General features: G+C 62.8%; 24 protein-coding genes. 12 read left to right on the top strand and 12 right to left on the bottom strand.

The window, feature by feature from the left end; all coding sequences use genetic code 11:
* Nucleotides 1–8 precede the first annotated feature (8 nt).
* The 3 genes from NCT03_RS20980 to NCT03_RS20970 all read left to right on the top strand — a co-directional run bounded on the left by NCT03_RS20980 (nt 9) and on the right by NCT03_RS20970 (nt 2,818).
* Nucleotides 9–1,040, top strand: coding sequence for an ATP-grasp domain-containing protein (locus NCT03_RS20980; protein ID WP_250493756.1), 1,032 nt, complete (start codon nt 9–11; stop codon nt 1,038–1,040).
* A complete protein-coding gene (locus NCT03_RS20975) occupies nt 1,040–2,140 on the top strand; it encodes a hydantoinase/oxoprolinase family protein (protein WP_250493755.1) in 1,101 nt (366 codons plus the stop codon). Before NCT03_RS20980 ends, NCT03_RS20975 begins: the two co-directional genes overlap by 1 nt.
* Before the next feature lie 90 nt (nt 2,141–2,230).
* Nucleotides 2,231–2,818 (top strand): amino acid kinase family protein, encoded by a 588-nt coding sequence (locus tag NCT03_RS20970; RefSeq protein ID WP_244828824.1) that lies wholly within the window; start codon nt 2,231–2,233, stop codon nt 2,816–2,818.
* A 48-nt stretch (nt 2,819–2,866) separates the two neighbouring features.
* On the opposite strand, the gene NCT03_RS20965 is transcribed toward NCT03_RS20970, so the two are convergent.
* The 3 genes from NCT03_RS20965 to pqqA all read right to left on the bottom strand — a co-directional run bounded on the left by NCT03_RS20965 (nt 2,867) and on the right by pqqA (nt 4,357).
* On the bottom strand, nt 2,867–3,568 hold the full coding sequence (locus NCT03_RS20965) for a (5-formylfuran-3-yl)methyl phosphate synthase (RefSeq protein WP_250493754.1): 702 nt from the start codon (nt 3,566–3,568) through the stop codon (nt 2,867–2,869).
* A gap of 33 nt (nt 3,569–3,601) precedes the next feature.
* A complete protein-coding gene (locus tag NCT03_RS20960; protein WP_244829730.1) occupies nt 3,602–4,186 on the bottom strand; it encodes a DUF447 domain-containing protein in 585 nt (194 codons plus the stop codon).
* Nucleotides 4,187–4,282: 96 nt separating this feature from the next.
* A complete protein-coding gene (gene pqqA / locus NCT03_RS20955) occupies nt 4,283–4,357 on the bottom strand; it encodes a pyrroloquinoline quinone precursor peptide PqqA (RefSeq protein ID WP_008354335.1) in 75 nt (24 codons plus the stop codon).
* Between the two features lie 381 nt (nt 4,358–4,738).
* Between pqqA and NCT03_RS20950 the strand changes: the two genes are divergently transcribed.
* From NCT03_RS20950 to fba, 7 genes are all read left to right on the top strand, one after another.
* The gene (locus NCT03_RS20950) at nt 4,739–6,229 is read left to right on the top strand and encodes a form I ribulose bisphosphate carboxylase large subunit (RefSeq protein WP_244828822.1); all 1,491 of its coding nucleotides are present in this window, start codon (nt 4,739–4,741) and stop codon (nt 6,227–6,229) included.
* Nucleotides 6,230–6,257: 28 nt separating this feature from the next.
* A complete protein-coding gene (locus NCT03_RS20945; protein ID WP_244828821.1) occupies nt 6,258–6,674 on the top strand; it encodes a ribulose bisphosphate carboxylase small subunit in 417 nt (138 codons plus the stop codon).
* 17 nt (nt 6,675–6,691) lie between these two features.
* Nucleotides 6,692–7,627, top strand: a complete 936-nt coding sequence (gene cbbX / locus NCT03_RS20940) for a CbbX protein (protein ID WP_250493753.1) — start codon at nt 6,692–6,694, stop codon at nt 7,625–7,627.
* 12 nt (nt 7,628–7,639) lie between these two features.
* Nucleotides 7,640–8,734, top strand: coding sequence for a class 1 fructose-bisphosphatase (locus tag NCT03_RS20935; protein WP_244828819.1), 1,095 nt, complete (start codon nt 7,640–7,642; stop codon nt 8,732–8,734).
* A 99-nt stretch (nt 8,735–8,833) separates the two neighbouring features.
* Complete coding sequence (locus NCT03_RS20930; RefSeq protein ID WP_244828818.1) at nt 8,834–9,706, top strand: phosphoribulokinase; 873 nt, start codon at nt 8,834–8,836, stop codon at nt 9,704–9,706.
* Nucleotides 9,707–9,740: 34 nt separating this feature from the next.
* Nucleotides 9,741–11,792 carry a transketolase gene (tkt, locus tag NCT03_RS20925; protein ID WP_250493752.1) on the top strand — a complete coding sequence of 684 codons (2,052 nt, stop codon included), beginning with the start codon at nt 9,741–9,743 and terminating at the stop codon, nt 11,790–11,792.
* Nucleotides 11,793–11,821: 29 nt separating this feature from the next.
* Complete coding sequence (fba, locus tag NCT03_RS20920; protein ID WP_250493751.1) at nt 11,822–12,859, top strand: class II fructose-bisphosphate aldolase; 1,038 nt, start codon at nt 11,822–11,824, stop codon at nt 12,857–12,859.
* A 59-nt stretch (nt 12,860–12,918) separates the two neighbouring features.
* Here fba and NCT03_RS20915 read toward each other — a convergent pair whose 3' ends face one another.
* Together NCT03_RS20915 and NCT03_RS20910 are read right to left on the bottom strand one after the other, a co-directional pair.
* Nucleotides 12,919–13,296, bottom strand: a complete 378-nt coding sequence (locus tag NCT03_RS20915; RefSeq protein WP_250467541.1) for a type II toxin-antitoxin system VapC family toxin — start codon at nt 13,294–13,296, stop codon at nt 12,919–12,921.
* The gene (locus tag NCT03_RS20910; RefSeq protein ID WP_250493750.1) at nt 13,296–13,550 is read right to left on the bottom strand and encodes a type II toxin-antitoxin system Phd/YefM family antitoxin; all 255 of its coding nucleotides are present in this window, start codon (nt 13,548–13,550) and stop codon (nt 13,296–13,298) included. The genes NCT03_RS20915 and NCT03_RS20910 overlap by 1 nt, the downstream gene beginning before the upstream one ends.
* Nucleotides 13,551–13,643: 93 nt before the next feature.
* On the opposite strand from NCT03_RS20910, the gene NCT03_RS20905 reads away from it, so the two are divergent.
* Nucleotides 13,644–14,195, top strand: a complete 552-nt coding sequence (locus tag NCT03_RS20905) for a thioredoxin family protein (RefSeq protein ID WP_250493749.1) — start codon at nt 13,644–13,646, stop codon at nt 14,193–14,195.
* Nucleotide 14,196: 1 nt separating this feature from the next.
* On the opposite strand, the gene NCT03_RS20900 is transcribed toward NCT03_RS20905, so the two are convergent.
* From NCT03_RS20900 to NCT03_RS20890, 3 genes are read right to left on the bottom strand one after another with little or no spacing between them, the layout of a single operon-like run.
* Nucleotides 14,197–15,597, bottom strand: coding sequence for a DUF6513 domain-containing protein (locus NCT03_RS20900; RefSeq protein ID WP_250493748.1), 1,401 nt, complete (start codon nt 15,595–15,597; stop codon nt 14,197–14,199).
* Entirely contained in the window at nt 15,576–16,187 is a 612-nt protein-coding gene (locus tag NCT03_RS20895) for a flavoprotein (RefSeq protein WP_250493747.1), read from the bottom strand. Before NCT03_RS20895 ends, NCT03_RS20900 begins: the two co-directional genes overlap by 22 nt.
* Nucleotides 16,184–18,286: a sigma-54-dependent Fis family transcriptional regulator gene (locus NCT03_RS20890; RefSeq protein ID WP_244828810.1), complete on the bottom strand. Its 2,103-nt coding sequence runs from the start codon at nt 18,284–18,286 to the stop codon at nt 16,184–16,186. Before NCT03_RS20890 ends, NCT03_RS20895 begins: the two co-directional genes overlap by 4 nt.
* A gap of 323 nt (nt 18,287–18,609) precedes the next feature.
* Between NCT03_RS20890 and NCT03_RS20885 the strand changes: the two genes are divergently transcribed.
* A complete protein-coding gene (locus NCT03_RS20885) occupies nt 18,610–19,095 on the top strand; it encodes a dihydroneopterin aldolase (protein ID WP_250493746.1) in 486 nt (161 codons plus the stop codon).
* A 66-nt stretch (nt 19,096–19,161) separates the two neighbouring features.
* Here NCT03_RS20885 and NCT03_RS20880 read toward each other — a convergent pair whose 3' ends face one another.
* From NCT03_RS20880 to NCT03_RS20865, 4 genes are all read right to left on the bottom strand, one after another.
* Nucleotides 19,162–19,563, bottom strand: coding sequence for a hypothetical protein (locus NCT03_RS20880; RefSeq protein ID WP_244828808.1), 402 nt, complete (start codon nt 19,561–19,563; stop codon nt 19,162–19,164).
* 88 nt (nt 19,564–19,651) lie between these two features.
* Nucleotides 19,652–20,161 (bottom strand): formaldehyde-activating enzyme, encoded by a 510-nt coding sequence (fae, locus tag NCT03_RS20875; protein WP_244828807.1) that lies wholly within the window; start codon nt 20,159–20,161, stop codon nt 19,652–19,654.
* Nucleotides 20,162–20,329: 168 nt separating this feature from the next.
* Nucleotides 20,330–21,166: a triphosphoribosyl-dephospho-CoA synthase gene (locus NCT03_RS20870; RefSeq protein ID WP_250493745.1), complete on the bottom strand. Its 837-nt coding sequence runs from the start codon at nt 21,164–21,166 to the stop codon at nt 20,330–20,332.
* Complete coding sequence (locus NCT03_RS20865; protein ID WP_244829729.1) at nt 21,159–22,106, bottom strand: ATP-grasp domain-containing protein; 948 nt, start codon at nt 22,104–22,106, stop codon at nt 21,159–21,161. Before NCT03_RS20865 ends, NCT03_RS20870 begins: the two co-directional genes overlap by 8 nt.
* Nucleotides 22,107–22,108: the final 2 nt, after the last annotated feature.

Raw genomic sequence — 22,108 nt, 5'->3', positions numbered from 1 at the left:
GCTTTCCTTTGACCAAGATCTTTGTGTTCGAGTATCTCACTGGCGGCGGCATCGATCCCGATGTCGCGGGCGCGGGCAGTCTTGCGGACCTGAGCGCGCTGATCGTCGAGGGCCGCGTGATGCGCGACGCCATCGCAGCCGATCTGCGCGCGTTGCCGGGCATCGACGTGACCATCGCGAGTTCGCGCTTCGAGCATGTCGATGCCGCCTACGCGCACTGCAAGGCCGAGCCGGGCGAATCCGTCACGCGCTTCGTCGCCCGCATGGCGCGCGCCAACGACTACGCGTGCATCATCGCGCCTGAATGCGATGGTTTGCTGCTGCGTCTTTTCGATGCCGTGGGCGCCGCGCGCTGGCTTGGCTGCGCGAAGGAAACGATTCGCGCGGCATCGAGCAAGAGCGCGACGGCCGCTTGTCTCGCGGCGCGCGGCATCGCGGTCACGCCCGCACTCGATCCCGACGATGCATCGCCTGACGACGCATGCCGCTGGGTCGTCAAGCCAGATGACGGCGCAGGCGGCCTCGATACCTACGTCTACGACGAACTCGACGCCGCCCGCGCCGAATACCAAGCGCGCGCGGAAGCGGGCCGCAATCCCGTGCTTCAGGCGTGGGTCGACGGTGATCCGCTCAGCGTCTCGCTGATTTGCGACGACGAAGGCGCGCGCGTGGTCTCGATCAACCGCCAGAACATCGGGCTTTCGCATGCGGCCGGTAAGCACATCGTCCAGTTCGATGGCGTCGATGTAAACCGTATCGATCGGCATGGGCCGCAAGGGCGCGCGCTCGAACGGCTCGCGCTACGTGTGGCGGAAGCGTTTCCGGGGCTGCGTGGCTTCGCGGGCATCGACGTTGTCTGGAACCCGGCGCGCGGGCCCGTGGTCATCGAAGTGAACCCGCGTTTGACGGTTGCTTATGCATGCTTGAGCCACGCGTTCTCGCGCAATCTCGCGGCGGAACTGCTCGCGGCGCATCACGTCGCGGGTTTTGCGGATGAACGCGATTCGGGTCCGTTGCGCGCCTGTCAGGGAGCGTCCTGATGACGCATGGGCAAGCGCCGGTATTCGGCTGGGACGTGGGTGGCGCGCACGTCAAGGTGTCGATGACGACCCGCGAGAACGGACTCGCCGATGTCGCGCAATGGGCGTGTCCATTGTGGCAGGGCATGACGCATCTCGAACGCGCCATCGATCACGTGTTCGAACGCTGGCCCGATGCCGCGCATGCTTCGGCGCGTCACGCGGTCACGATGACAGGCGAAATGGTCGATCTCTTCAGCGACCGCGCCGAGGGCGTGCGCACGCTCACGCGCACCCTTGCGCAGCGGCTCGGCCCGCGCACGCTGTTCTACGCGGGCGAAGCAGGCTGGCTCGCGCGCTCTGCCTGCGCGGATGGCTGGCGCAAGGTGGCATCGGCGAACTGGCTTGCGACCGCGCAATGGGTCGCGTCGTGCGTGCCGAATGCGGTGCTCGTCGATATCGGCAGCACGACCACGGACATCATTCCCATCGTGGCGGGACGCGTGGTTGCGCGCGGCTCGAACGACGCCGAGCGGCTCGTGAGCGGCGAGCTCGTTTATCAGGGTGTCGTGCGCACGCCCTTGTGCGGCGTTGCGCAACGTATCGCATTTCGTGGCGAGACCACCGGCGTGATGAACGAATGGTTCGCGACTTCCGCCGATGTGTATCGCCTGACCGGCGAACTGTGGCCGCAACACGATCAGCATGCAAGCGCCGACAACGGTCCGAAGACCGAGGCCGCGAGCCGCACGCGCATTGCGCGGATGATCGGCCGCGATGCAGCCGACGCGAGCGATGCCGAATGGCGCCGCTTCGCGCACGCGTGGCGCCACGAACAGTTGCGCACGCTCGAAACGAACCTTGCGCGCGTGAGTGCGCAGCATGAAGCGCTGGCTCGTGCACCGATCGTCGGTGCGGGCTGCGGGCGCTTTCTCGCCACGGCACTGGCGCGTCAGGAGGCGCGCGGTTATATCGATTTTGCGCGGCTGGCCGGTGTGGATGACAACGACACCGAGCGTGCCGAATGGGTTTCGACGTGCGCGCCGAGCGTGGCCGTGGGCTTGCTCGCGGCATCGGCGACGGAGCGTGCGACGGCGGGCAGCGTCATGGCATCGACGTGATGGACAGGCGACAAAGAAGAGCGGCGACGAACCGGGTGCGTGGCCCGGCGGCAGCATGAAAGCGGTCAATCTCGAACGAGGATAACGGCCATGTGGGTGGTGAAGATCGGGGGTAGCCTGAGTCACGACCCTGCGCTGCGCGAGTGGCTGACGCAGCTATGGGAAGTGGGTGGCGGGCGGGTCGTGATCGTTCCGGGCGGCGGCGATTTTGCCGATGCCGTGCGGCAGTATCAAAGCGAATGGCATTTCGATGACCTGGCGGCGCACAACATGTGTCTGCTCGCCATGGCGCAGTACGCCATTCTCATGCAAGGCGTGGCGCCCGAACTCGTGCTGGCGTCGAACGAGGAACGCATCCGGCGCGCATTGCGCGATGGCCGCGTGGCGGTGTGGGTGCCAACCGATCTCATGCGCTCCACGCCCGACTCGATGACCAACTGGGACACGACTTCCGACAGTCTCGCCGCATGGCTTTCCGCGAGACTCAATGCGGAGCGGCTGATGATCGTGAAGTCATGCGATGTCGAAGCGAACGCGCCCTTGGAGACGCTCGCAAACGAGGGCATCGTGGACAAGCGCTTTCCGGCCTATGTGCGCGATGCCAACTACGTCGTGGAGATTTTCAGCAAGGGCGATGTGAACGTCATGCGCGACAGGCTCTTGAATCTCGCTGTCTGATGCCTCGAATGCCCGGCGCTTTTATTCCAGGCGCCGGGAATGCATGCGTCAAAGCGTGAGCGCGCGTTCGCCGTGCAGCGCATTGACCCATCGCGTCACGCGCAGCGGATCGAGCCGTCCCGCGCGTCCGGTGTTCTCATCGCATAACGCGCCGCGAAAGCCCGCGATATCGGGCCTCAACGAACGGATGCGTTCGAGATCGTTCCATCCGAGCGAACCCGCGAGCGCGGTCATGCCGCCGCGTCTGCGCATGATGGCCATGCACTCCGCGAGCACGGTGACATCGACACAATCGAACAGCGTGCGTCCGTCCTTGTGAGCGGTATCGAAGACGATACCCACGAAACCGAGTTGCACGGCAAGCGCCGCAAGCGAACGGTCCACGCCTTCGTCGGAGAGCAGCACGGGCACCACGGCCGCTGGCAAGCCCGCCAGATAACGCAAACATTCGGCCGCACCGGGCCCGGCGTTCACGCCGACCTTCACGTAATCGACGCCCGCCGCAGCGACGTCGAGCACACGCGTGGTGATCTCATCGAGTGCGTCGTTGGGCAAGTCGCCGATAGTGGCGCTGATCGGCCGCACCGCGTAACGCGCGCGCAACGCGCCAACGATGCGCGCGATTTCATCGACATTCACACCGCCCAGCGCGCCCGCGTCCGGTTCCTTCAAATCGATCAGTTCCGCGCCTGCCTGCGCGGCATCGAATGCTTCATCGGCCGAGCGGACGCTCGCGAGCAATGCGGTCATGGTCAGACTCCAAGGGGGTGCTTCAGAGAGTAATCAGGAACCAAGGGCCGACGTGCTGAGCGCCCTGGCGCGATATTCATCGATAGCCTGCAAGAGCCAGTTCCATGCCGTGCGCTCCGCATCGCCCGCGGTCTTGTCGATGGCAATGCGCAAGTAAGCGATCTCGCTATCCACCTTCTCCGGCGGCAACATGAAAAGCCGGCTCACGAGCACCGCGCCTTCGACGACTGCCGCTTGAGCGCGATTGAAACCCGCGAACGGCGCATGCGTTTCGCGATAGACGCATTCCATGCGCAGCACGGGACGCGTCTCGTCCTCGCTCATATCGGCGAGTCGCAGTTCGGTATGCGCAAGCGTGTCGGCGAGCCGCACGCTCGGCACCGCATTGGCCGGAACCGTGGGCCAGTCGCGCGCGATGCCGGTGACACAGCCAGCAAACACGCGCACGTCCGTCGTGAAGTTGATGACGGCGCTGCGTGTGGCGATGACATTGTCGAGTGTGGTGGACGGCCTGAAAGGCGCAAGGATCGCGAGGCCGTCTTCGAAACGCACGCCCATGGGCGCGATGTGCGGCCGGCCATCGCTATTCGCTGTCGTGACGATGGTCTCGTAGATCATGGCGGCGCGCGTCGTTCGGTTGTTCATAACCGCACGGGCGAGCCGCATCGTTCTTTGAACTTCGAGCGATGCAGCGCCGTGCGGGTTCATCCGCCTTTAGCGGGTGGCGATATACATCGTGATTTCAAAACCAAAACGCATATCGGTGAAGCTGGGCGTGGTCCATTGCATAGTCGATCCTCCAATAATGACGGTGGTTGCCTCGCTTGCACGTCTGACGGATGCATTCGTCAGACAGCCGGGAGACGCCGGCGCGAACGATTCACGCAAGCGTCATGCCATCCGCGCCGTGACGCCGGCAAATAGCACGGCCGGGCGGCAAAAGGCATTGCAAGCCGGCACTGTGACAAAAACGCAGCAAAGTGTTCCATCGGCGTGGCGAGGCTTCGCGAACGGGACAGTAGATAAGGGATTGCTTAGCCTCGTGCAAGTTAATCGTGAATTCCTTTCTGAAAGCCGCGAGCCTACTCTGCATTCACAGCAGGCGAACACAACAGCGCGGCGGGCGCCATCGAGCGAACGTCCTCTCATCTCCACTGTCGAGGAAACGGAATGAACGACTTCAACAAGGCTGCTGTAGAGGCAGCGCGCAATCCGTCCGATCCGCGCTCGCGTTATGCGGCCGGCGTCATGAAGTATCGCGAGATGGGTTACTGGCAGCCCGATTACGTGCCGAAGGATACGGATGTCATCGCGCTCTTTCGCATCACACCGCAAGCGGGTGTCGATCCTGAAGAAGCCGCGGCAGCCGTTGCGGGCGAATCGTCGACGGCGACGTGGACGGTGGTCTGGACCGACCGTCTCACCGCTTGCGACATGTACCGCGCAAAGGCGTATCGCGTGGAACCCGTGCCCAATGCACGCGCCGACGATCCGCAATACTTCGCGTATATCGCTTACGACCTCGATCTGTTCGAGGAGGGGTCCGTGGCGAATCTCACGGCATCGATCATCGGCAACGTCTTTGGCTTCAAGCCTTTGAAGGCGCTGCGGCTCGAAGACATGCGCATTCCGGTTGCGTATCTGAAGACGTTTCAAGGGCCGCCGACGGGCATCGTCGTCGAGCGTGAACGGCTCGACAAATACGGACGCCCGTTGCTTGGCGCGACCGTCAAGCCCAAGCTCGGCCTCTCGGGCAAGAACTATGGACGCGTGGTCTATGAAGGTCTGAAGGGCGGCCTGGACTTTCTGAAAGACGACGAGAACATCAACTCGCAAGCCTTCATGCACTGGCGCGACCGCTACCTCTTCGCAATGGAAGCCGTGGCGCGCGCACAAGCCGAGACCGGCGAAGTGAAGGGCCACTATCTCAATGTCACCGCGGGCACGATGGAAGACATGTACGAACGCGCGGAGTTCGCCAAGGAACTCGGCTCGTGCATCGTGATGATCGATCTCGTGATCGGCTGGACCGCCATTCAATCGATGTCGAAATGGGCGCGCAGAAACGACATGATTCTGCATCTGCATCGCGCGGGGCATGGCACTTATACGCGGCAACGCAATCACGGCATCTCGTTTCGCGTAATCGCGAAATGGTTGCGCATGGCGGGCGTCGATCATGCGCATGCGGGCACGGCGGTCGGCAAGCTCGAAGGCGATCCGCTCTCCGTGCAGGGCTATTACAACGTGCTGCGCGAGTCGCGTAACGAGGTGGACTTGTCGCGCGGCATCTTCTTCGATCAACCGTGGGCCGGTTTGCGCAAGGTCATGCCGGTGGCGTCGGGCGGCATTCATGCGGGACAGATGCATCAGCTGCTCGACCTCTTCGGCGACGACGCCATTCTGCAGTTCGGCGGCGGGACCATCGGGCATCCGCAAGGCATACAGGCGGGCGCCGTGGCGAATCGCGTGGCGCTCGAAGCGATGGTCAAGGCGCGCAATGAAGGGCGCGACATCGTCAACGAGGGCATGGACATTCTCGAAGCCGCGGCGCGCTGGTGCACGCCGCTCAAGGCCGCGCTCGATACGTGGCGCGACGTGACCTTCAACTATGCATCCACCGATACGCCCGACTACGCGGTGTCGGCGACGCCTGCCTGACGCATCTCATCTTCAAGGGAATCAGACCATGAAACTGACTCAGGGAACGTTCTCGTTTCTTCCTCCGCTGACCGATGAAGAAATCTCCTCGCAGATCAACTACGCGCTCGATCAGGGCTGGGCCTGTTCGGTGGAGTACACCGACGACCCGCATCCGCGCAATACGTACTGGGAGATGTGGGGCTTGCCCATGTTCGACCTGCACGATGCAGCAGGCGTGATGATGGAAGTCAACGCCTGCAGGAAGACGTATCCGCAGCAGTACATCAAGGTCAATGCGTTCGATTCGGTGCGCGGCTTCGAGACCATGCGGCTTTCGTTCATCGTCAACCGGCCATCCGACGAGAAGGGCTTCCGGCTCGAACGTCAGGACGTGCATGGCCGCGTGCAGCGCTATTCGATCCGCACGTATGCCACCGACAGACCCGCGGGCGATCGCTATTGAGCGGGGAGGCAGTCACCATGAGCGCAGAAGCCACGCTCGAAGAACCGTTGAACCTCGAAGCGCAGCCGCAGCCCGGCGCCGACCTCATGGCGCTGTATCGCGAATCGCGCATCGGCGAAGTGCTGGCGGAGCTGGATCGCGACCTCATTGGCCTCGCGCCCGTGAAGACGCGCATCCGCGAGATTGCGGCGCATCTGCTAGTGGAGCGTGCGCGCGAAACGTTAGGCATCGCGTCCGGTGCGCCCACGCTGCATATGTGCTTCTCGGGTAATCCCGGCACGGGGAAGACGACCGTTGCCATGCGCATGGCGCAGGTCTTGCACAGACTCGGTTATATCCGCCGCAATCACCTGGTTTCGGTGACGCGCGACGATCTGGTCGGTCAATACATAGGACATACCGCGCCGAAGACGCGCGAAGTGCTCAAGCGCGCGATGGGTGGCGTGCTGTTCATCGATGAAGCGTATTACCTTTATCGCCCGGAGAACGAGCGCGATTACGGGCAGGAAGCGATCGAGATTCTGCTGCAGACCATGGAGAACCAGCGCGACGATCTCGTCGTGATTCTCGCGGGTTACGAAGGACGCATGGAGACGTTCTTTCAAAGCAATCCCGGCTTTCGTTCGCGCATTGCGCATCACATTGCGTTTCCCGACTATGCGCCCGACGAGCTGTTGCAGATCGCCGAGCACATGCTTTCGTCGATGCATTACCGCTTCGACGGCGACGCGCGCCGCGCCTTCGAAGACTATCTTTCGCGCAGGATCGCGCTGCCGAATTTCGCCAACGCGCGTTCGGTACGCAATGCGCTCGACCGCGCGCGTCTGCGTCAGGCGAATCGCTTGTTTGCCGCTGCCGAACGCGGCAGCGGTCCCGCCGACGCTCATGCACTGATGCAGCTCGACGCGAGCGATATCCGCGCGAGCCGCGTGTTTGCCGAATCCCAACCCTAGAAGGAGAGCGCGATGCAGGACGGACGCACGACCTTATCGAAGTTTCTGATTGACACGCTCGACCGCAAGCCTGGCCCCGATGCCGCAAGCGGGCTCTCGGCCTTGCTGATCGACGTCGCTGCATCCATCAAGACGATCGCGGCAGCGCTCACGCGCGGGGCGCTCGGCGGGCAGCACGGATCGGCGTCGAGCATCAACCTGCATGGCGAAGAGCAGAAGAAGCTCGACCTCGTGACCAACGACATCTTCCTGCAGCATTGCGAATGGGACGGTCTGCTCGCGGGTATGGTGTCGGAGGAAATGGACGGTGTTTATGCAATTCCCGAAACGTATCCGCGCGGCGAATATCTGCTGGCCTTCGATCCGCTCGATGGCTCGTCGAACATCGATATCAATGGCGTGGTCGGTTCCATCTTCTCCGTGTTGAGAAAGAACAGCGCCGACAACGTCATCACCGATGAAGCCGCGTTCCTGCAACCCGGCCGCGAGCAAGTTGCGGCAGGCTACGCGATCTACGGTCCGGCGACCATGCTCGTGATCTCCGTCGGCAATGGCACGCACGGTTTCACGCTTGAGCGCGACGTCGGCAACTTCGTGCTCACGCATTCCGAGATCCGCATTCCCGAGGATTCATGCGAGTTCGCGATCAACGCATCGAACGAACGCTTCTGGGAGCCGCCGGTGCGCCGTTACGTGCAGGAATGCAAGGACGGCAGAACGGGCTGTCGCGGCCAGGACTTCAACATGCGCTGGATTGCGTCGATGGTCGCGGAGGTGCATCGCATTCTCATGCGCGGCGGCGTGTTCATGTATCCGCGCGACTTCAAGACGCCTGCAATGGAAGGCCGGTTGCGTCTGCTCTATGAAGCGAACCCGATGAGTTTTCTGATCGAACAGGCGGGTGGACTATCGACCACGGGTCGCGAGCGCATTCTCGATCTCACGCCGCGCGCGCTGCATCAACGCGTGCCGGTCATTCTGGGATCGCGCAATGAAGTCGCGCGCATTCATCGCTACCACGGCGAGCACGACCGGGGCGAAGACAAGCCGTTTTCGTCACCACTTTTCAACGAGCGCTCGCTGTTTCTGCCGGAGACGCCCGCGTAAAACCGGTTGCAAGCGCACAGAACACATGGATGGCTCGGCTATACATAAGACCGGAGCAGGCGCTTCGATGTGCGCTTCGGTCAACAGGGAGGCAAGCGCATGTCAACCAAACATCCGATCGTCGCCGTGACCGGTTCGAGCGGCGCCGGCACGACCACTGTCATGAAGAGCTTCACGCATATCTTCAGACGCGAGCGCATCAACGCGCAGATCGTCGAGGGCGATGCGTTTCATCGTTACGATCGCCTCGGCATGCGCGAAGCCTTGAAGCAAAGCGAGCGCGACGGTCTGCAGAACTTCAGTCATTTCGGACCCGAAGCCAACCTGCTCGAAGAACTGCAGCAGTTGTTCGCGACCTATGGTGAAACGGGCGGCGGCAAGTTTCGCCGCTACATCCACGACGACGCCGAAGCCGCGCGCTTCAAACAGGACGCGGGCACCTTCACGCCCTGGGAAGACGTCACGGCGGATACCGATCTGATGTTCTACGAAGGGCTGCATGGCGGCGTGGTGACCGACAAGGTGGATGTCGCGCGTCACGCCGATCTTCTGGTGGGCGTGGTGCCCATCATCAATCTCGAATGGATTCAAAAGCTGCATCGCGATCAGAACCTGCGTGGCTATTCGCACGAAGCCGTGGTCGATACGATCCTGCGCCGCATGCCCGATTACGTGAACTACATTTGTCCGCAATTTTCGCATACGCACGTGAACTTCCAGCGCGTGCCGACCGTGGATACATCGAATCCGTTCACGGCACGCGAGATTCCGCAGGCCGACGAGAGCTTCGTCGTGATTCGCTTCGCGCGGCCCAAGGGCATCGACTTCCCTTATCTGCTGACCATGCTGCACGACTCTTTCATGTCGCGGCCCAACGTGATCGTCGTGCCGGGAGGCAAGATGGGACTCGCCATGCAACTCATCTTCACGCCGATGATTCTGCAGCTGCGCGACCGACGCGCGCGCGCTTAAAGATTTCCCACCATTGCATCGAAGGAGGCCGCTCATGAGCGCCGTCGCTGAAGCTTTGCCCAAAGCGCGTCACACACCCGACATTCGACAGATGGCCAACGCGCTGCGCATGCTCGCGGTCGATGCGGTCCAGCAAGCGAACTCGGGACATCCCGGCATGCCGATGGGCATGGCGGAGATTGCCGTCGCGCTGTGGGGCCGTCATCTGAAGCACAATCCCGCGGACCCCGACTGGCCGGATCGCGACCGCTTCGTTTTATCGAACGGTCATGGTTCCATGCTGCTTTATGCGCTCCTGCATCTCACCGGCTACGACTTGCCGATAGAAGAACTGAAACGCTTCCGGCAGATGGGCAGCAAGACGCCGGGACATCCGGAAGTGGGCGTGACGCCCGGTGTCGAAACCACGACGGGACCACTCGGGCAAGGACTCGCAAATGCGGTCGGCATGGCGCTCGCCGAGGCTTTGCTTGCGCGCGAGTTCAATCGGCCGGGGCATGAGATCGTCGATCATCGCACGTATGTTTTCGCGGGCGATGGCTGTCTAATGGAAGGCATTTCGCACGAAGCGGCATCGCTTGCGGGCACATTGGGTCTGAACAAGCTCGTCGTGCTGTACGACGACAACGGCATCTCCATCGACGGTCATGTGCAGGGCTGGTTCACCGACGACACCCCGCAACGCTTCGCCGCTTACGGATGGAACGTGCTGCGCGTAGTCGATGGCCACGACGCCGATGCGGTCTCGCATGCGCTGCAACAGGCGCGCGTATCGACGAAGCCGACGCTCATCTGTTGCAAGACCGTGATCGGCAAGGGCTCCCCGGCGATGTCCGGCACGCACGATGTCCACGGCGCGCCGCTCGGCACGCTAGAAGTCGAAGCGACGCGGCGCGCGCTCGACTGGCCGCATGCGCCATTCGAAATTCCCGCTTCGATACGCGAACGCTGGAATGCACGCGAAGCGGGCGCGGCGGCGCAAGAGAATTGGAACGCGCGTCTGCAGGCTTATCGCCGCGTGTATCCGGATGAAGCGGCGGAGTTTGAACGCCGTGCGCGCGGCGCGTTGCCCGCGAATTGGCGCGATTCGGCGCATGCACTCGTACGCGATGCCGACCGCGCCGGTCAGACGGTCGCGACGCGCAAGGCATCGCAGATAGCCATCGAAGGACTCGCGCGCGCGCTGCCTGAACTGCTCGGCGGATCGGCGGATCTGACGGGCTCCAATCTCACGCGATGGAAGGACGCGAAAGACGTCGTATCGAACGGTGAAGATGGCATTGCGGGCAACTATATCCATTTCGGGGTGCGCGAATTCGGCATGAGCGCGGTGCTGAACGGCGTGGCGCTGCATAAAGGCTATCTGCCGTTCGGCGGCACGTTCCTCACGTTCTCCGACTACTCGCGTAACGCCTTGCGCATGGCCGCGTTGATGAAGACGCGCGCGGTGTTCGTCTTTACGCACGATTCGATCGGCCTTGGCGAGGACGGCCCGACGCATCAGCCTATCGAGCACGCCGCCACGTTGCGCATGATTCCCGGTCTCGATGTCTGGCGCCCGTGCGATACGGTCGAGACGGCGCAAGCGTGGATCAGCGCGGTCGAGCGCGACCGGCCTTCGTGTCTCTTGCTGTCGCGGCAGAACCTGCCTTTCGTGCCGCGCGATGAAGCGCAGATCGATGGTATAGAGCGCGGCGGTTATGTGCTCGTTGACTGGCCACCGACGAGCGAACGCGATGCGCGCCGCGTCGTGTTGATGGCGACCGGTTCGGAGGTGTCGCTGGCGCTCGCGGCGGTCGAGCCGCTGAAGGCGCAAGGCATCTTGGCGCGTGTGGTGTCGATGCCGTCCACCACCGTGTTCGACCGGCAGTGTCAGGTGTGGCGCGAGCGCGTGCTGCCCGAGGGCGTGCCGCGCGTGGCAATAGAAGCGGGCGTGACCGGATTCTGGCGGCAGTACGTCGGTTTGCAGGGCGGTGTGATCGGCATCGACCGGTTCGGCGAGTCCGCACCTGCGAGCGAACTGTTCGCGCATTTCGGTGTGACGACGGAAGCGCTAGTCGATGAAGCGAAGCGCGTCGCTGCCTGATTTCTATTCCCGCCAACGGAGACATGACGATGGCTTTTATCGCATTGAGACAATTGCTCGACCACGCGGCCGAGCACGATTACGGCGTGCCTGCGTTCAACGTCAACAACATGGAGCAGGTGCACGCGATCATGCAGGCCGCCGAGGCGACGCAAAGCCCGGTGATCCTGCAGGCGTCGGCGGGCGCGCGCAAGTATGCGGGCGAGACGTATCTGCGGCATCTGGTGCTGGCGGCCATCGAGGCGCATCCGGAGCTTCCGGTGGTGCTGCACCAGGATCACGGCGCGAGCCCTTCGGTGTGTCAGCAGGCGATCCGTTCCGGCTTCACGTCCGTGATGATGGACGGCTCGCTCATGCCGGACCAGAAGACGCCTGCGGACTACGACTACAACGTCGAGGTCAGCCGGCGCGTGGTGGATGCGGCGCATTCGGTCGGCGTATCGGTGGAAGGGGAACTGGGCTGCCTGGGTTCGCTCGAAACCGGCCTTGCGGGCGAAGAGGACGGCGTGGGCGCAAAGGGCGCGCTCAGTCACGACCGCTTGCTCACCGATCCCGATGAAGCGCGCGCCTTCGTCGAAGCGACGGGCATCGATGCGCTGGCGATTGCCATTGGCACGTCGCACGGCGCTTACAAGTTCAGCCGTCAGCCGACGGGCGATATTCTCGCGATAGACCGCATCGCCGAGATACACGCGCGCATTCCGGATACGCATCTCGTGATGCATGGCTCGTCTTCGGTGCCGCAGGAGTGGCTGACGGTGATACGCGAGCACGGCGGCGAGATTGGTTCGACGTTCGGCGTGCCGGTCGAGGAGATACGGCGCGGGATTGCGAATGGCGTGCGCAAGGTCAATATCGACACGGACATTCGCCTTGCGATGACGGGCGCGATGCGTCGCGCGATGGCATCGGCGCGCTCGGAGTTCGATCCGCGTCACGCTTTGAAGGCGGCGACGGCGGCGGCGAGGGACTTATGTATCGAACGGTTCGAGGCGTTCGGGTGCGCGGGGCAGGCGGCGAGGATCAGGCCGATGGCGTTGGAGGCTATGGCGAGGCGGTATCACTGAGGGGCTGGTCAGTTGCGTGAATAGTCTCTGCTTTGGCTCTCAACCAAAGCAGAGACCGATCAAACGACGGTGACGCAGTCGTGGTACGGCGAGAGAAGTCGATCGGAGGTAATCAATCGCAGAAGCTCGCTCGCAGCTTGCGCGACCAGCAGACGATCAAAGGGATCGTAGTGAAAAAGCGGTAGGTCACGTACTGCAAGCGCATGCATATGACTCACGGTAAGTTCGGCATAAGCAAGGTCATCCACTCCGTTGAGGATTTGCTGCACACGCGGTTCAAGCTTGCCGCGAGCGGCTTTGATAGCCAGTTCCCAGATGCTTGCGGAACTGACGTAGATTTCAGTTGCATCTTCGATCAGACTGCGTGCCTTCTTTGGAAGCCGTCGGTCTTCGGTCACGGACCAGACATAGATGTGCGTATCGAGCAACAGTCGCATTACCGGCCCTCGAACGCGGCGAGTATGTCGTCGGGCAGCGGCGCAAGCAACGCTTCGGTTATCGCATCGACCTCTTCTTGCGAGATGAGTCCCTTCGCGATGCCAATCCTCCTGCCCTTGACTCGACGAATGCAGCTGAGCGTAAAGGACGGGCCCGAGTCGTCTTGTATTTCAACCCTTTCCCCCTTTAGCGCCAGCTCAATAAGTTGCGAAAAGTTAGCTTTAGCATATTCAATGCTGACGGTGTGCATCATGTTGTGCTCCGGATAACTAAGTTAGCGTTTCAACATGCTAGACGGTTTGAAACGCCTCGTCGATATGCCGAACAGCCAATTGGGAGCAACCTCATGCCGACCGAATCTCCGCCGGGCGAACCGGGCGCGGATGCTGCGACTTTTGCGCTCATCGCCACCGACGGCACGACCCGCACGCTCGACAGTCTCAAGGGCGAGCGCGGCCTCGTCATCGTGTTCATGTGCAATCACTGCCCGTATGTGAAAGCTGCGTTGCCAGGCCTCATCCGCGACGCCATCCAGCTACGTGAAACAGGCGTGAACGTCGTCGGCATCAACTCGAACGATGCAAGCGTCTACACCGACGACGATTTCGACGCCATGGTGCGCCTCGCCGAAGATCAACGCCTGCCGTTCCCGTATCTCTTCGATGAAACGCAGCAAGTCGCGCAGGCTTATGGCGCCGTCTGCACGCCGGAATGCTTCGGTTTCGACCATGAGCTGAAGCTGCGCTATCGCGGCAGAATCGATGCATCGCGCAAGGAACCGTTGCCCGATGCGCGCCGCGATCTCTACGAAGCCATGCGCGACATCGCGGTCCATGGCACCACACAGGCTCTGCAGCTCCCCGCGCTCGGCTGCTCGATCAAATGGAAAGCGTCGTGACTCAGCGTTTTCTGGTGGGCCCGGGCGCATGCCACGCGCTCAAGTCCTCTTCGGGCCGATCCACCTCGCATCCCCAATCGAGCGGCTGATCCTGATCGAAGCGCTTGCCGAGTTGCCACGCGATCTCGGCCCGCGCGAGTTGCACGCCCATGTAGAACGCGTGTCCGCCGTCGGCTTCGAGCTTGAGATCGGGATAAAGCGCGAACGGATCGATTGCAAGGCGATGCCCGTCGCGGTTGTAGACGTGAATGCCATCGGCGGAAACCTGCACGCGAAAGTTGGGGTCGCGCACCGCCGCCGCGAGCGCGCCGATCTCCTCGGCGTTATAAGGAAACGGCCGCTTCGAATGCAGCGCCGACAAGTCGCTCGATATGCCCTTCGGCAAGGTCTGTGTCTCACGCGCCGCATGCATCACGCGCCGCGCGACATCGGCTTCACGCACGGCGCGGCGGGCATGCAGACTCACGGAAGTGGTCAGCACGGCCGCGACGCGCAACTCCGCCGCCATGCCGAACAGCACGGCGTTGATGCCGCTCGTGTCCGCCTCGGTCAACTCGGTCACGTTGCCGACGCCCATCATGATCGGCACATCGGCGTAGCGTTCTCGCAGGCCTACATAGCGCGCAATGGATGCCGCGAGCCCGAACGGGATCGGATCGAGAATCGGATCGGCGAGAAACGGACGACCGCGTTGCTGCATGATGTCGATGGCCGCATCGAGCGATGTCACGTCGAGCGGTTCGCGCGGCACGAGTATCGGCGTCGATGCCACTTCGTCGGCGACCCACAACGTATCCACATTCAGGCTCATCACGTAATCGGCGCCCGCGTGTCCGCCGCGCACGAGTTCATCGGTAAGCATGGAATCGACACTTACGCGAAAACCGCGTTCCTTGAGCATCGTCACCGCATCTTCCAGATGCGGAAACGGCGTAGCGGGCAGGCAACCGATATCGATTACATTCGCGCCCTGAGCCTGATAGTCAAGCGCGCGTGCCGCGATGCCAGCGAGATCGAGACGCGGCGCATCGACGATCTCCGCGAAAATTTCCGTCTCGTAACGCGAGAGATCCACCTTTCGCGCCTCGCGGCCGAAGAACTGCGGCAAGTCCTTGACTTCTTCGGGACCGCGCTCGACCTTCACGCCGAAATGCGCGGAGAGCATGTCGAGGTCGCCACGGCATCGGCCGGGCACGATCACGCGGTGCGTGCCTTCGGTGAGCGGTGGCACCACGCGCCGGCGGATCATGTCGGCCGTCATCAGCCCCGCGACCTGCAAGCCGATTTCGCGCACTTCCCACGAAAATGGCGAGTCCTGATTCGAAGTCGGTGCGATGCCTTCCAGCACTTGATGAAGACTGCGTTCGGCGAGCCGCCCGGTCAGGAAGACGATGTGTTCCATGCGAGCTTCAGTTCGGATAGCCGTTGATCGAGAGCGTGGCGCAAGTCGTCGAGCGTGCGCGCGACCGTCGTGAGTTCGAAGCGCGCAAGCCGTTCGACGTTGTCGAATTCGATGGCGCGCGGCCGCAGTTCGACCCATTGACGCGGCGCATGCGTGATGACGCTCGGTTCCGTATCGCATGCATACACGATGCCCGGCACACACTGCTTACCGGCCTGCGCGAAGAGATTGGTCGGGAGCGTATCGGAGATGCCGAACGCGCACTTGGCGACGGTGTTGCTCGTTGCGGGCGCGATCACGACGGTGTGATAGTCGCCCTGATATAGCATGCCGACGGGCACGCTGCTCGCGCTGTTATCGCGAAACACGCGAAAGCGTTCGCGCAGTTTTGCGAGGGTCCAGCCGTAGAGGGGCAGCACTTCCTCGCCCGCGGACGACAAGAACATGTCGACGCCCGGCAAGCGCAGCGCAAGCTCGATGGATTCCTCGAGCATATGACCGGATCCCGTGACGCACCACGCAAAGCGCGCGTCAGCTTTGAATTCGTCGAGCCGGCGCGCGGGCGTGGGTTCGCTGGACCGTTCCGTCATGCGTCGGCTTGATCCGCTGCGTTGGGCGAGTCGTGCGACAACCTGATATGCAGACGATGCATCTTCCGGTACAACGTGTTGCGGCTGATGCCGAGCACCTTCGCCACGTTGCTCACGTTCCAGCGATGTTCGTCGAGCAATTGCAGCACGGTCTCGCGCTCACGCAACTGAATGGCGTTGAGCGTGGACGTATCGGCGTCTTCGGTGAGATGCGCGAACGTAGCGGCGACATTCGGCGTGCGCGGCGCGCTTTGCGTCGCGGTCTGCGCCGACACGCCGTTGACGATTTCCGGCGGCAGATGCGCGCAGCGAATCTCGGGACCGTCGCACAACGCAATCGCCATTTGCAGCACATGCCGCAACTGCCGGATGTTGCCGGGCCACGCATAACTCAGCAGCGCCTGCCGCGCTTCGACGCTCAATGAAGGCGGCTCGGACGTTTCCGTTTCGAGGATATGGCAGATGAGCGCGAGCGCATCGGCCCGTTCGCGCAACGGCGGCAGATTGATCTCGATCCCGTTCAGCCGATAGTACAAGTCTTCGCGAAAGAGGCCGGTCTGCACGAGTTCGATCAAGTTTCTATGGCTCGCGCTGATGAGCTGAAAGTCCACCTTCACGGTGGTTTCAGCACCGAGCGGCGTCACCTCGTGCTCTTCCAGCACACGCAAGAGACGCGCTTGCAGAGCGAGCGGCATGTCGCCGATTTCATCCAGAAACAGCGTGCCGCCATTGGCCTGCACGATCTTGCCGCGCCGGCCTTCGCGCTGCGCGCCGGTGAAAGCGCCCGCGCGATACCCGAACAACTCGCTCTCGATGAGATTCTCCGGCAACGATGCACAGTTCACCGCGACGAACGCACCCGACCCGTTCGGGCTGATGCTGTGCAGCGCATTGGCGAACACTTCCTTGCCGGTGCCGGTCTGGCCGCGCAGGATGATCGGAATCTTGCGCTGGATCACGCGCGCCGCAAGCTGAATCTGCGAAGCCATGCGCGGATCGCCGAATTCCAGATGCGAGAGTTTGTCGAGGCGGCCCGCGCCGGTGCTCGCGCCATCACGAACGTCGCGGACGTCCTGGGCATCGCGTTTCGGCGCTCTTACGCGCGATCCCGGCGCGGAAGAATCGCGCGTGACGGGATCGTTCAGGAGAATGCGGCTCGTGTCGCGCATGCCTTCGCGCGGCGTCTGCGCGGTCAGGAAAAAGCGCGTGTTGGCCTTCGCGCTGTACACGGTCACCGGATGAAACGAGCCGCGAATGCTGCGCGCGATCATGTCTTCGAGCGATGCGTTGAACGCTTCCTCGATGCGCTTGCCGTACAACTCCGCGGGCGAACGCAGGTCGAGCTGAAAGAGCGCGCTGCGGCTCGCGGCGAGCACCACGCCGTCGTCGCTGACAGCGAGCTTGCCCGCGTGCAGCGTGCCGACGAATTCCGGCCGGCTATGAAAATGGATCATGTTCGCGTGACGGTAGCGCGCATCGATCAAACGATTTTCGATCATCTGCCGCGACATGCCGACGAGCACCAGCGAATGCTGCTGCAGGAGCTTCGAGCGGCTCGTGACATCGAGCACGCCGACCACGGTGCCGCGATCGTCGAAGATCGGCGCGGCCGAACACGTGAGCGACGTATAGCGCGGATAGAAATGCTCGTGCTGGCACACGGCAATGCAGTCGCGTTCGATCAGGCACGTACCCATGCCGTTGGTGCCGGCTTCGCGCTCGCTCCACACGGCGCCCACGCGCAGGCCATCGGCGGCGACGGCCTCGCCGAACGGCACCGAGGACACCTGATGAACGATCACGCCGTCCGCATCGACGAGTACGACAGCGAGTTCGGGATCGGCCAGTTGCTGATAAAGCGTCGTCATCTCCAGCTTCGAGCACGCGATGAGGTCGCTCGCGGCCTCGCGGCGCTCGGTGAGTTCGCGCTGCGTGAGCACGGGCGGCATGACGAAATGGCCGGGGTCGAGCCTGAACTCCGTCAGGCAGCGCGTCCACGATTGCGCGACCGAAGCGCTGGTGCGGCGAGACGCCAGCGGATTGTTCACGATATTCAGCACTTCCCTGACATGCGTATCTACGTCTGCTAGCAACGACATGGGGCCGTGTCTCCGTGACGTCCGTTCCGGCTGCGCTCGTACGTGTTTACGCGTACGGCACAGCCGTCGAAAGTCGAATCTGTTGTGTTTTCCGCTGGCGCTGCGGGTCTCGCTACTCTATTGGTACTTGTATTTGCCGATAACCGCACGCGCGCGCCTCGTGGCCGTAGTGCCTGATTGCCTTCAGTCGGCCAGCACGGTTCTCAAAAACTTTACATGCTCTGACGCATTGGTTCAATAAGTAGTCGCATTGGTTTAAGCGTTCTTGCCCGCTTCTTGCTTGGAGCTTACGGATTTTTCGATGCCGATCCGGAGACGACGATATGGGCAGATTCGAACCGATTCGCGACGCCATTCAGGCGGACGCCGATGCATCCCGTGGGGCTCACATGGATATCGTCTATATCGAGGGACTCACGGGCCAGACGGTGATCGGCATCGACAAGAGCGAGCTGCACGACCCGCAGCCGGTGCGCATGAATCTCGCGATCGGCGTGCCCTCGCTGCGCGCGTGCGTCACGGATCGTATCGAAGATACCGTCAACTATGCTGCGGTGCGGGAGGCGATTCTCGGGCTCCTGGCAGCGCACCATGTGCAGTTGCTCGAAGCGCTCGCCGAACAGATCGCGCAGCGCGTGATCGCGGACTTCGGCGCGCATTGGGTGAGGGTATCGCTCGAAAAGCCGGCCAAGTTCGAGGATGTCGAAGCGGTGGGCGTCGTCATCGAAAGGCGGCGGAGCGCGGCGACGGCATCGCCGCGTGGCGGCGTGAGTCTCGCGTGGATCGGACGCGGCTATATGCCGGAATGAGTGTCGAGTCTTGCCGGTGCGTCACTGACGACACCGGCAGCATCTGCATGAAACGGCTGAACCGGCTTATCGAGCCGCCGCCTTCTGCACGATTCCGCAAGCCTTGAATGCGTCCTTCTGAAGCTCGCGGTACTTCTTCGTCTGTGCCTTGGCGCGATCCACGCGAAACTCGCCGCCGCCTTCGCCACCGAGCGAGGCGTACTTGGAGAACGTCATCTGCTCGACGAAATCGTCGTAGGTAAGGCTCTGGGAGATCTTGTCGATGGCGCAGGAGCACTTGTAGACGTTGGCGAAGTCGTGGCCGTTGTCGTCCATGCAGCCGAGCACGTATTCGACGCGTCCCTCGGTCGGATAATCATGTCGCGAAGCGGAAGCGCCGTCCTTGGCCGCGGCCGTCGCGCCGAACGAAAGCGGCGAAGCGAGCGAGAGGCAAGTGAGCACCGTCAACGCGCAGCAACGTGGGGTCATGCGATAAGCCTCGTATTCATCCGTGATTCATGTTTGATTCGAAAGCAGCCGGCGCGGATGTAAGCCCCGCGCCGGCCACGACAGACGATCAGTTCGCTGCGAACGGATGCGCCGCCGATCCCTTCTTCGAAACGACTTCCGAAGCCTTGGGCTCGCCCGCCACCGCACGCTGGAGAGCTTCCTTGGTTGCCTTGTAGTTGTACTCCTGAATCTTCTTGTCGTCATCCGCTTCCCAGTGGATGAAAACCCCGACGCAGATGAAAAGGTCGTCGGCTTCGTCGGCGGGAATGGTGCCGTCCTCCACGCTGTCGGCGACCGCGAGCGCCACCGCATGCTGCGCCGGGCCGAACATCTGCACGGCTTGCTTCGCGCCCTTGATCGTGACCTTGTTGAAGAGAATGGTGTTCGGCTTGGTCAGCAGATTCGGTGCGACCACGGCGAGTAGCGATGTGAAGCCGTCCTTGTTGTTGGTCAGCGCGTTGCAGAACGCGGTCTCGGCAGCGGAACCTCGCGGTCCGATGATCAAGTCGATGTGAGCGACTTCGTTGCCATCGCCGACGAGCGACTCTCCTACCAGAACGCGGTTGATCTTGGCCATGCTCTTCCTCCAATGGATTTGTTTCTAGGGACGTCTGACTCGCTCCCGAAGCACGATCCTCAAACCCGTCTCAAGGCGTTCGCACCGCGCAAAGCGGACTGCATAAACGCGAAGTTCCTAACATGTTCCGTGCCAATTTTTGTCCGCACCCGGCGCGCTTCGTGCAAATCATTCGGCAAACGCGCCCATCGCGAGCGCCACGAACAAGGTTGCAACCGCGAGGTCCGCGCTCGTGCCGGGATTGATGCCGCGCGCCTTCAGTTCGGCGTCCCACGAGTCGAATGCGGGGCAGTCGTGAAAACTTCCTTCGGCGCGCCATCGGTCGTGATGTAAAGCTGCATCGCGCGTGACACTTTGCGCCATCGCCGCGCCGAGCTTGCGCACTATGTGCGAATCGGGCCATGAACGCAGGAAGATGAGGAATGCGTCGAGCATGGCTTCCTGTGCCGTCGATGCATCGATCAGTCGGACGGTATCGAAGATATCGGCGAAGCCATTGGCGTATTGCCGCGCGATGCTGTCGCGGTCGGCGGCAAGCGTCATCGCCGCGCGCAGGTCGATAGCTGGCGCGGCGTGGACGGTTTGTTCCGGCGCGTCGCCGAGGCCGCCCGGATTGGCCAGCGCAATCGCGCGGTAAGCGAGGCGCGCGTCTTCCAGGTCGAGCGCATGCAGCACCCTTTGCGTTGCAGTGCGCCAAGCGGCGATATCGCGTGGAGCGGTTTCTCCGAAAGCCACGCACAGCGGCGCGCACAAGAGCACGATGCCGAGGTTCGTATTGCAGCCTGCAACGTCGAAACTGCGGCGCACCGCTTCGAGAATGCGCGTGCCGACGCTTGCATTCGGCTCGAACAAGCCGATTGCAGCCGCTTGAGCGCTTTCGACGAACTGGCTCGCGATCATTCCGTGTCCGGCGCTCGCCGTGCTCACGTTGCCCGGTTTGCGCGTTTCCACATCGAGCCGGCATGCGCGCAGAAAAGCCGCTTTGATGTGATGAAGCTCAGGCATCGCCGCTCGCCCGCGCAAGGTTTCCTTTCGATGCCGCGAGCTTGCGGTCGAGCAGATCGTCGACGAGCAGCGCGGCGATATCGAGCGATGTCACCGATTGCAGCCCGCGCCACGCTGCCACGCCGTTCACTTCGAGCACGAGCGGCCGGCCGCCTTCCGGCGCGATGAGATCGACGCCCGCGTAATCCAGGCCGAGCGCAGCGGTTGCGCGCACCGCCGTTTCCCCGAGCGCGGGCGTGAGTTCGGCGGGCTCGCAGCGTGCACCGCGCGCGAAGTTATGAATCCAGTCCTCGCCGCCCACGCGCTTCATCGCGGCCACGGCCTGTGTGCCGATCACGAGCACGCGCCAGTCGAAACCGGGCTCGCCGGTATCGACATAACGCTGAAGATATGCGACCTGACTAAAAGGCTTGAGCGATGGCAACGGCGCGCACGCCTGCCCGCGCGAGCGCGCGCCGAGCCGCTTCAAGCCCTTGCCTTGCGATCCGAACAACGGCTTGATGACGACCTGCCGCCCCGCAGCCGCCTCGCGCATCAACACGCGTTGCGCATGCGCCGTGGATTCGCCGGCCCATGTGGCCGGGGTCGGCACGCCGTAGCGGTTGAGCAGAAAGCTCGTCATCGACTTATCCACGCTGCGCTCGATCGCGCGGGCGTCGTTATAGACCGGCACGCCGCATTCGCGCAGCGCATGCAGAATGCCGAGCCGCAACGTGACCTGCTCGAAGGTTCCGCCCGCGATGCCGCGCACGAATACCGCATCGGGCAGGGCGTGGCCGAAGCCGGGAATCGCGAGGCCGAACGGTGGCCAGGTGGTGTCGATACGGCAATCCGCGAGATCGACGCAACGCGCCTCCACGCCGCGCGCGCGGAACGCCTTCTTCAGCCGGCCCGTGTGCCAGCCGGTTTCGTCGGTCATGATGGCGACGCGCGATACCATCG

The organism is Caballeronia sp. GAWG1-1, assembly GCF_023631465.1.
In the GTDB taxonomy this organism is placed as follows: domain Bacteria; phylum Pseudomonadota; class Gammaproteobacteria; order Burkholderiales; family Burkholderiaceae; genus Caballeronia.
The sequence above is the reverse complement of the archived record's forward strand: the minus strand, read 5'-3'. Positions and strand labels throughout refer to the sequence as shown.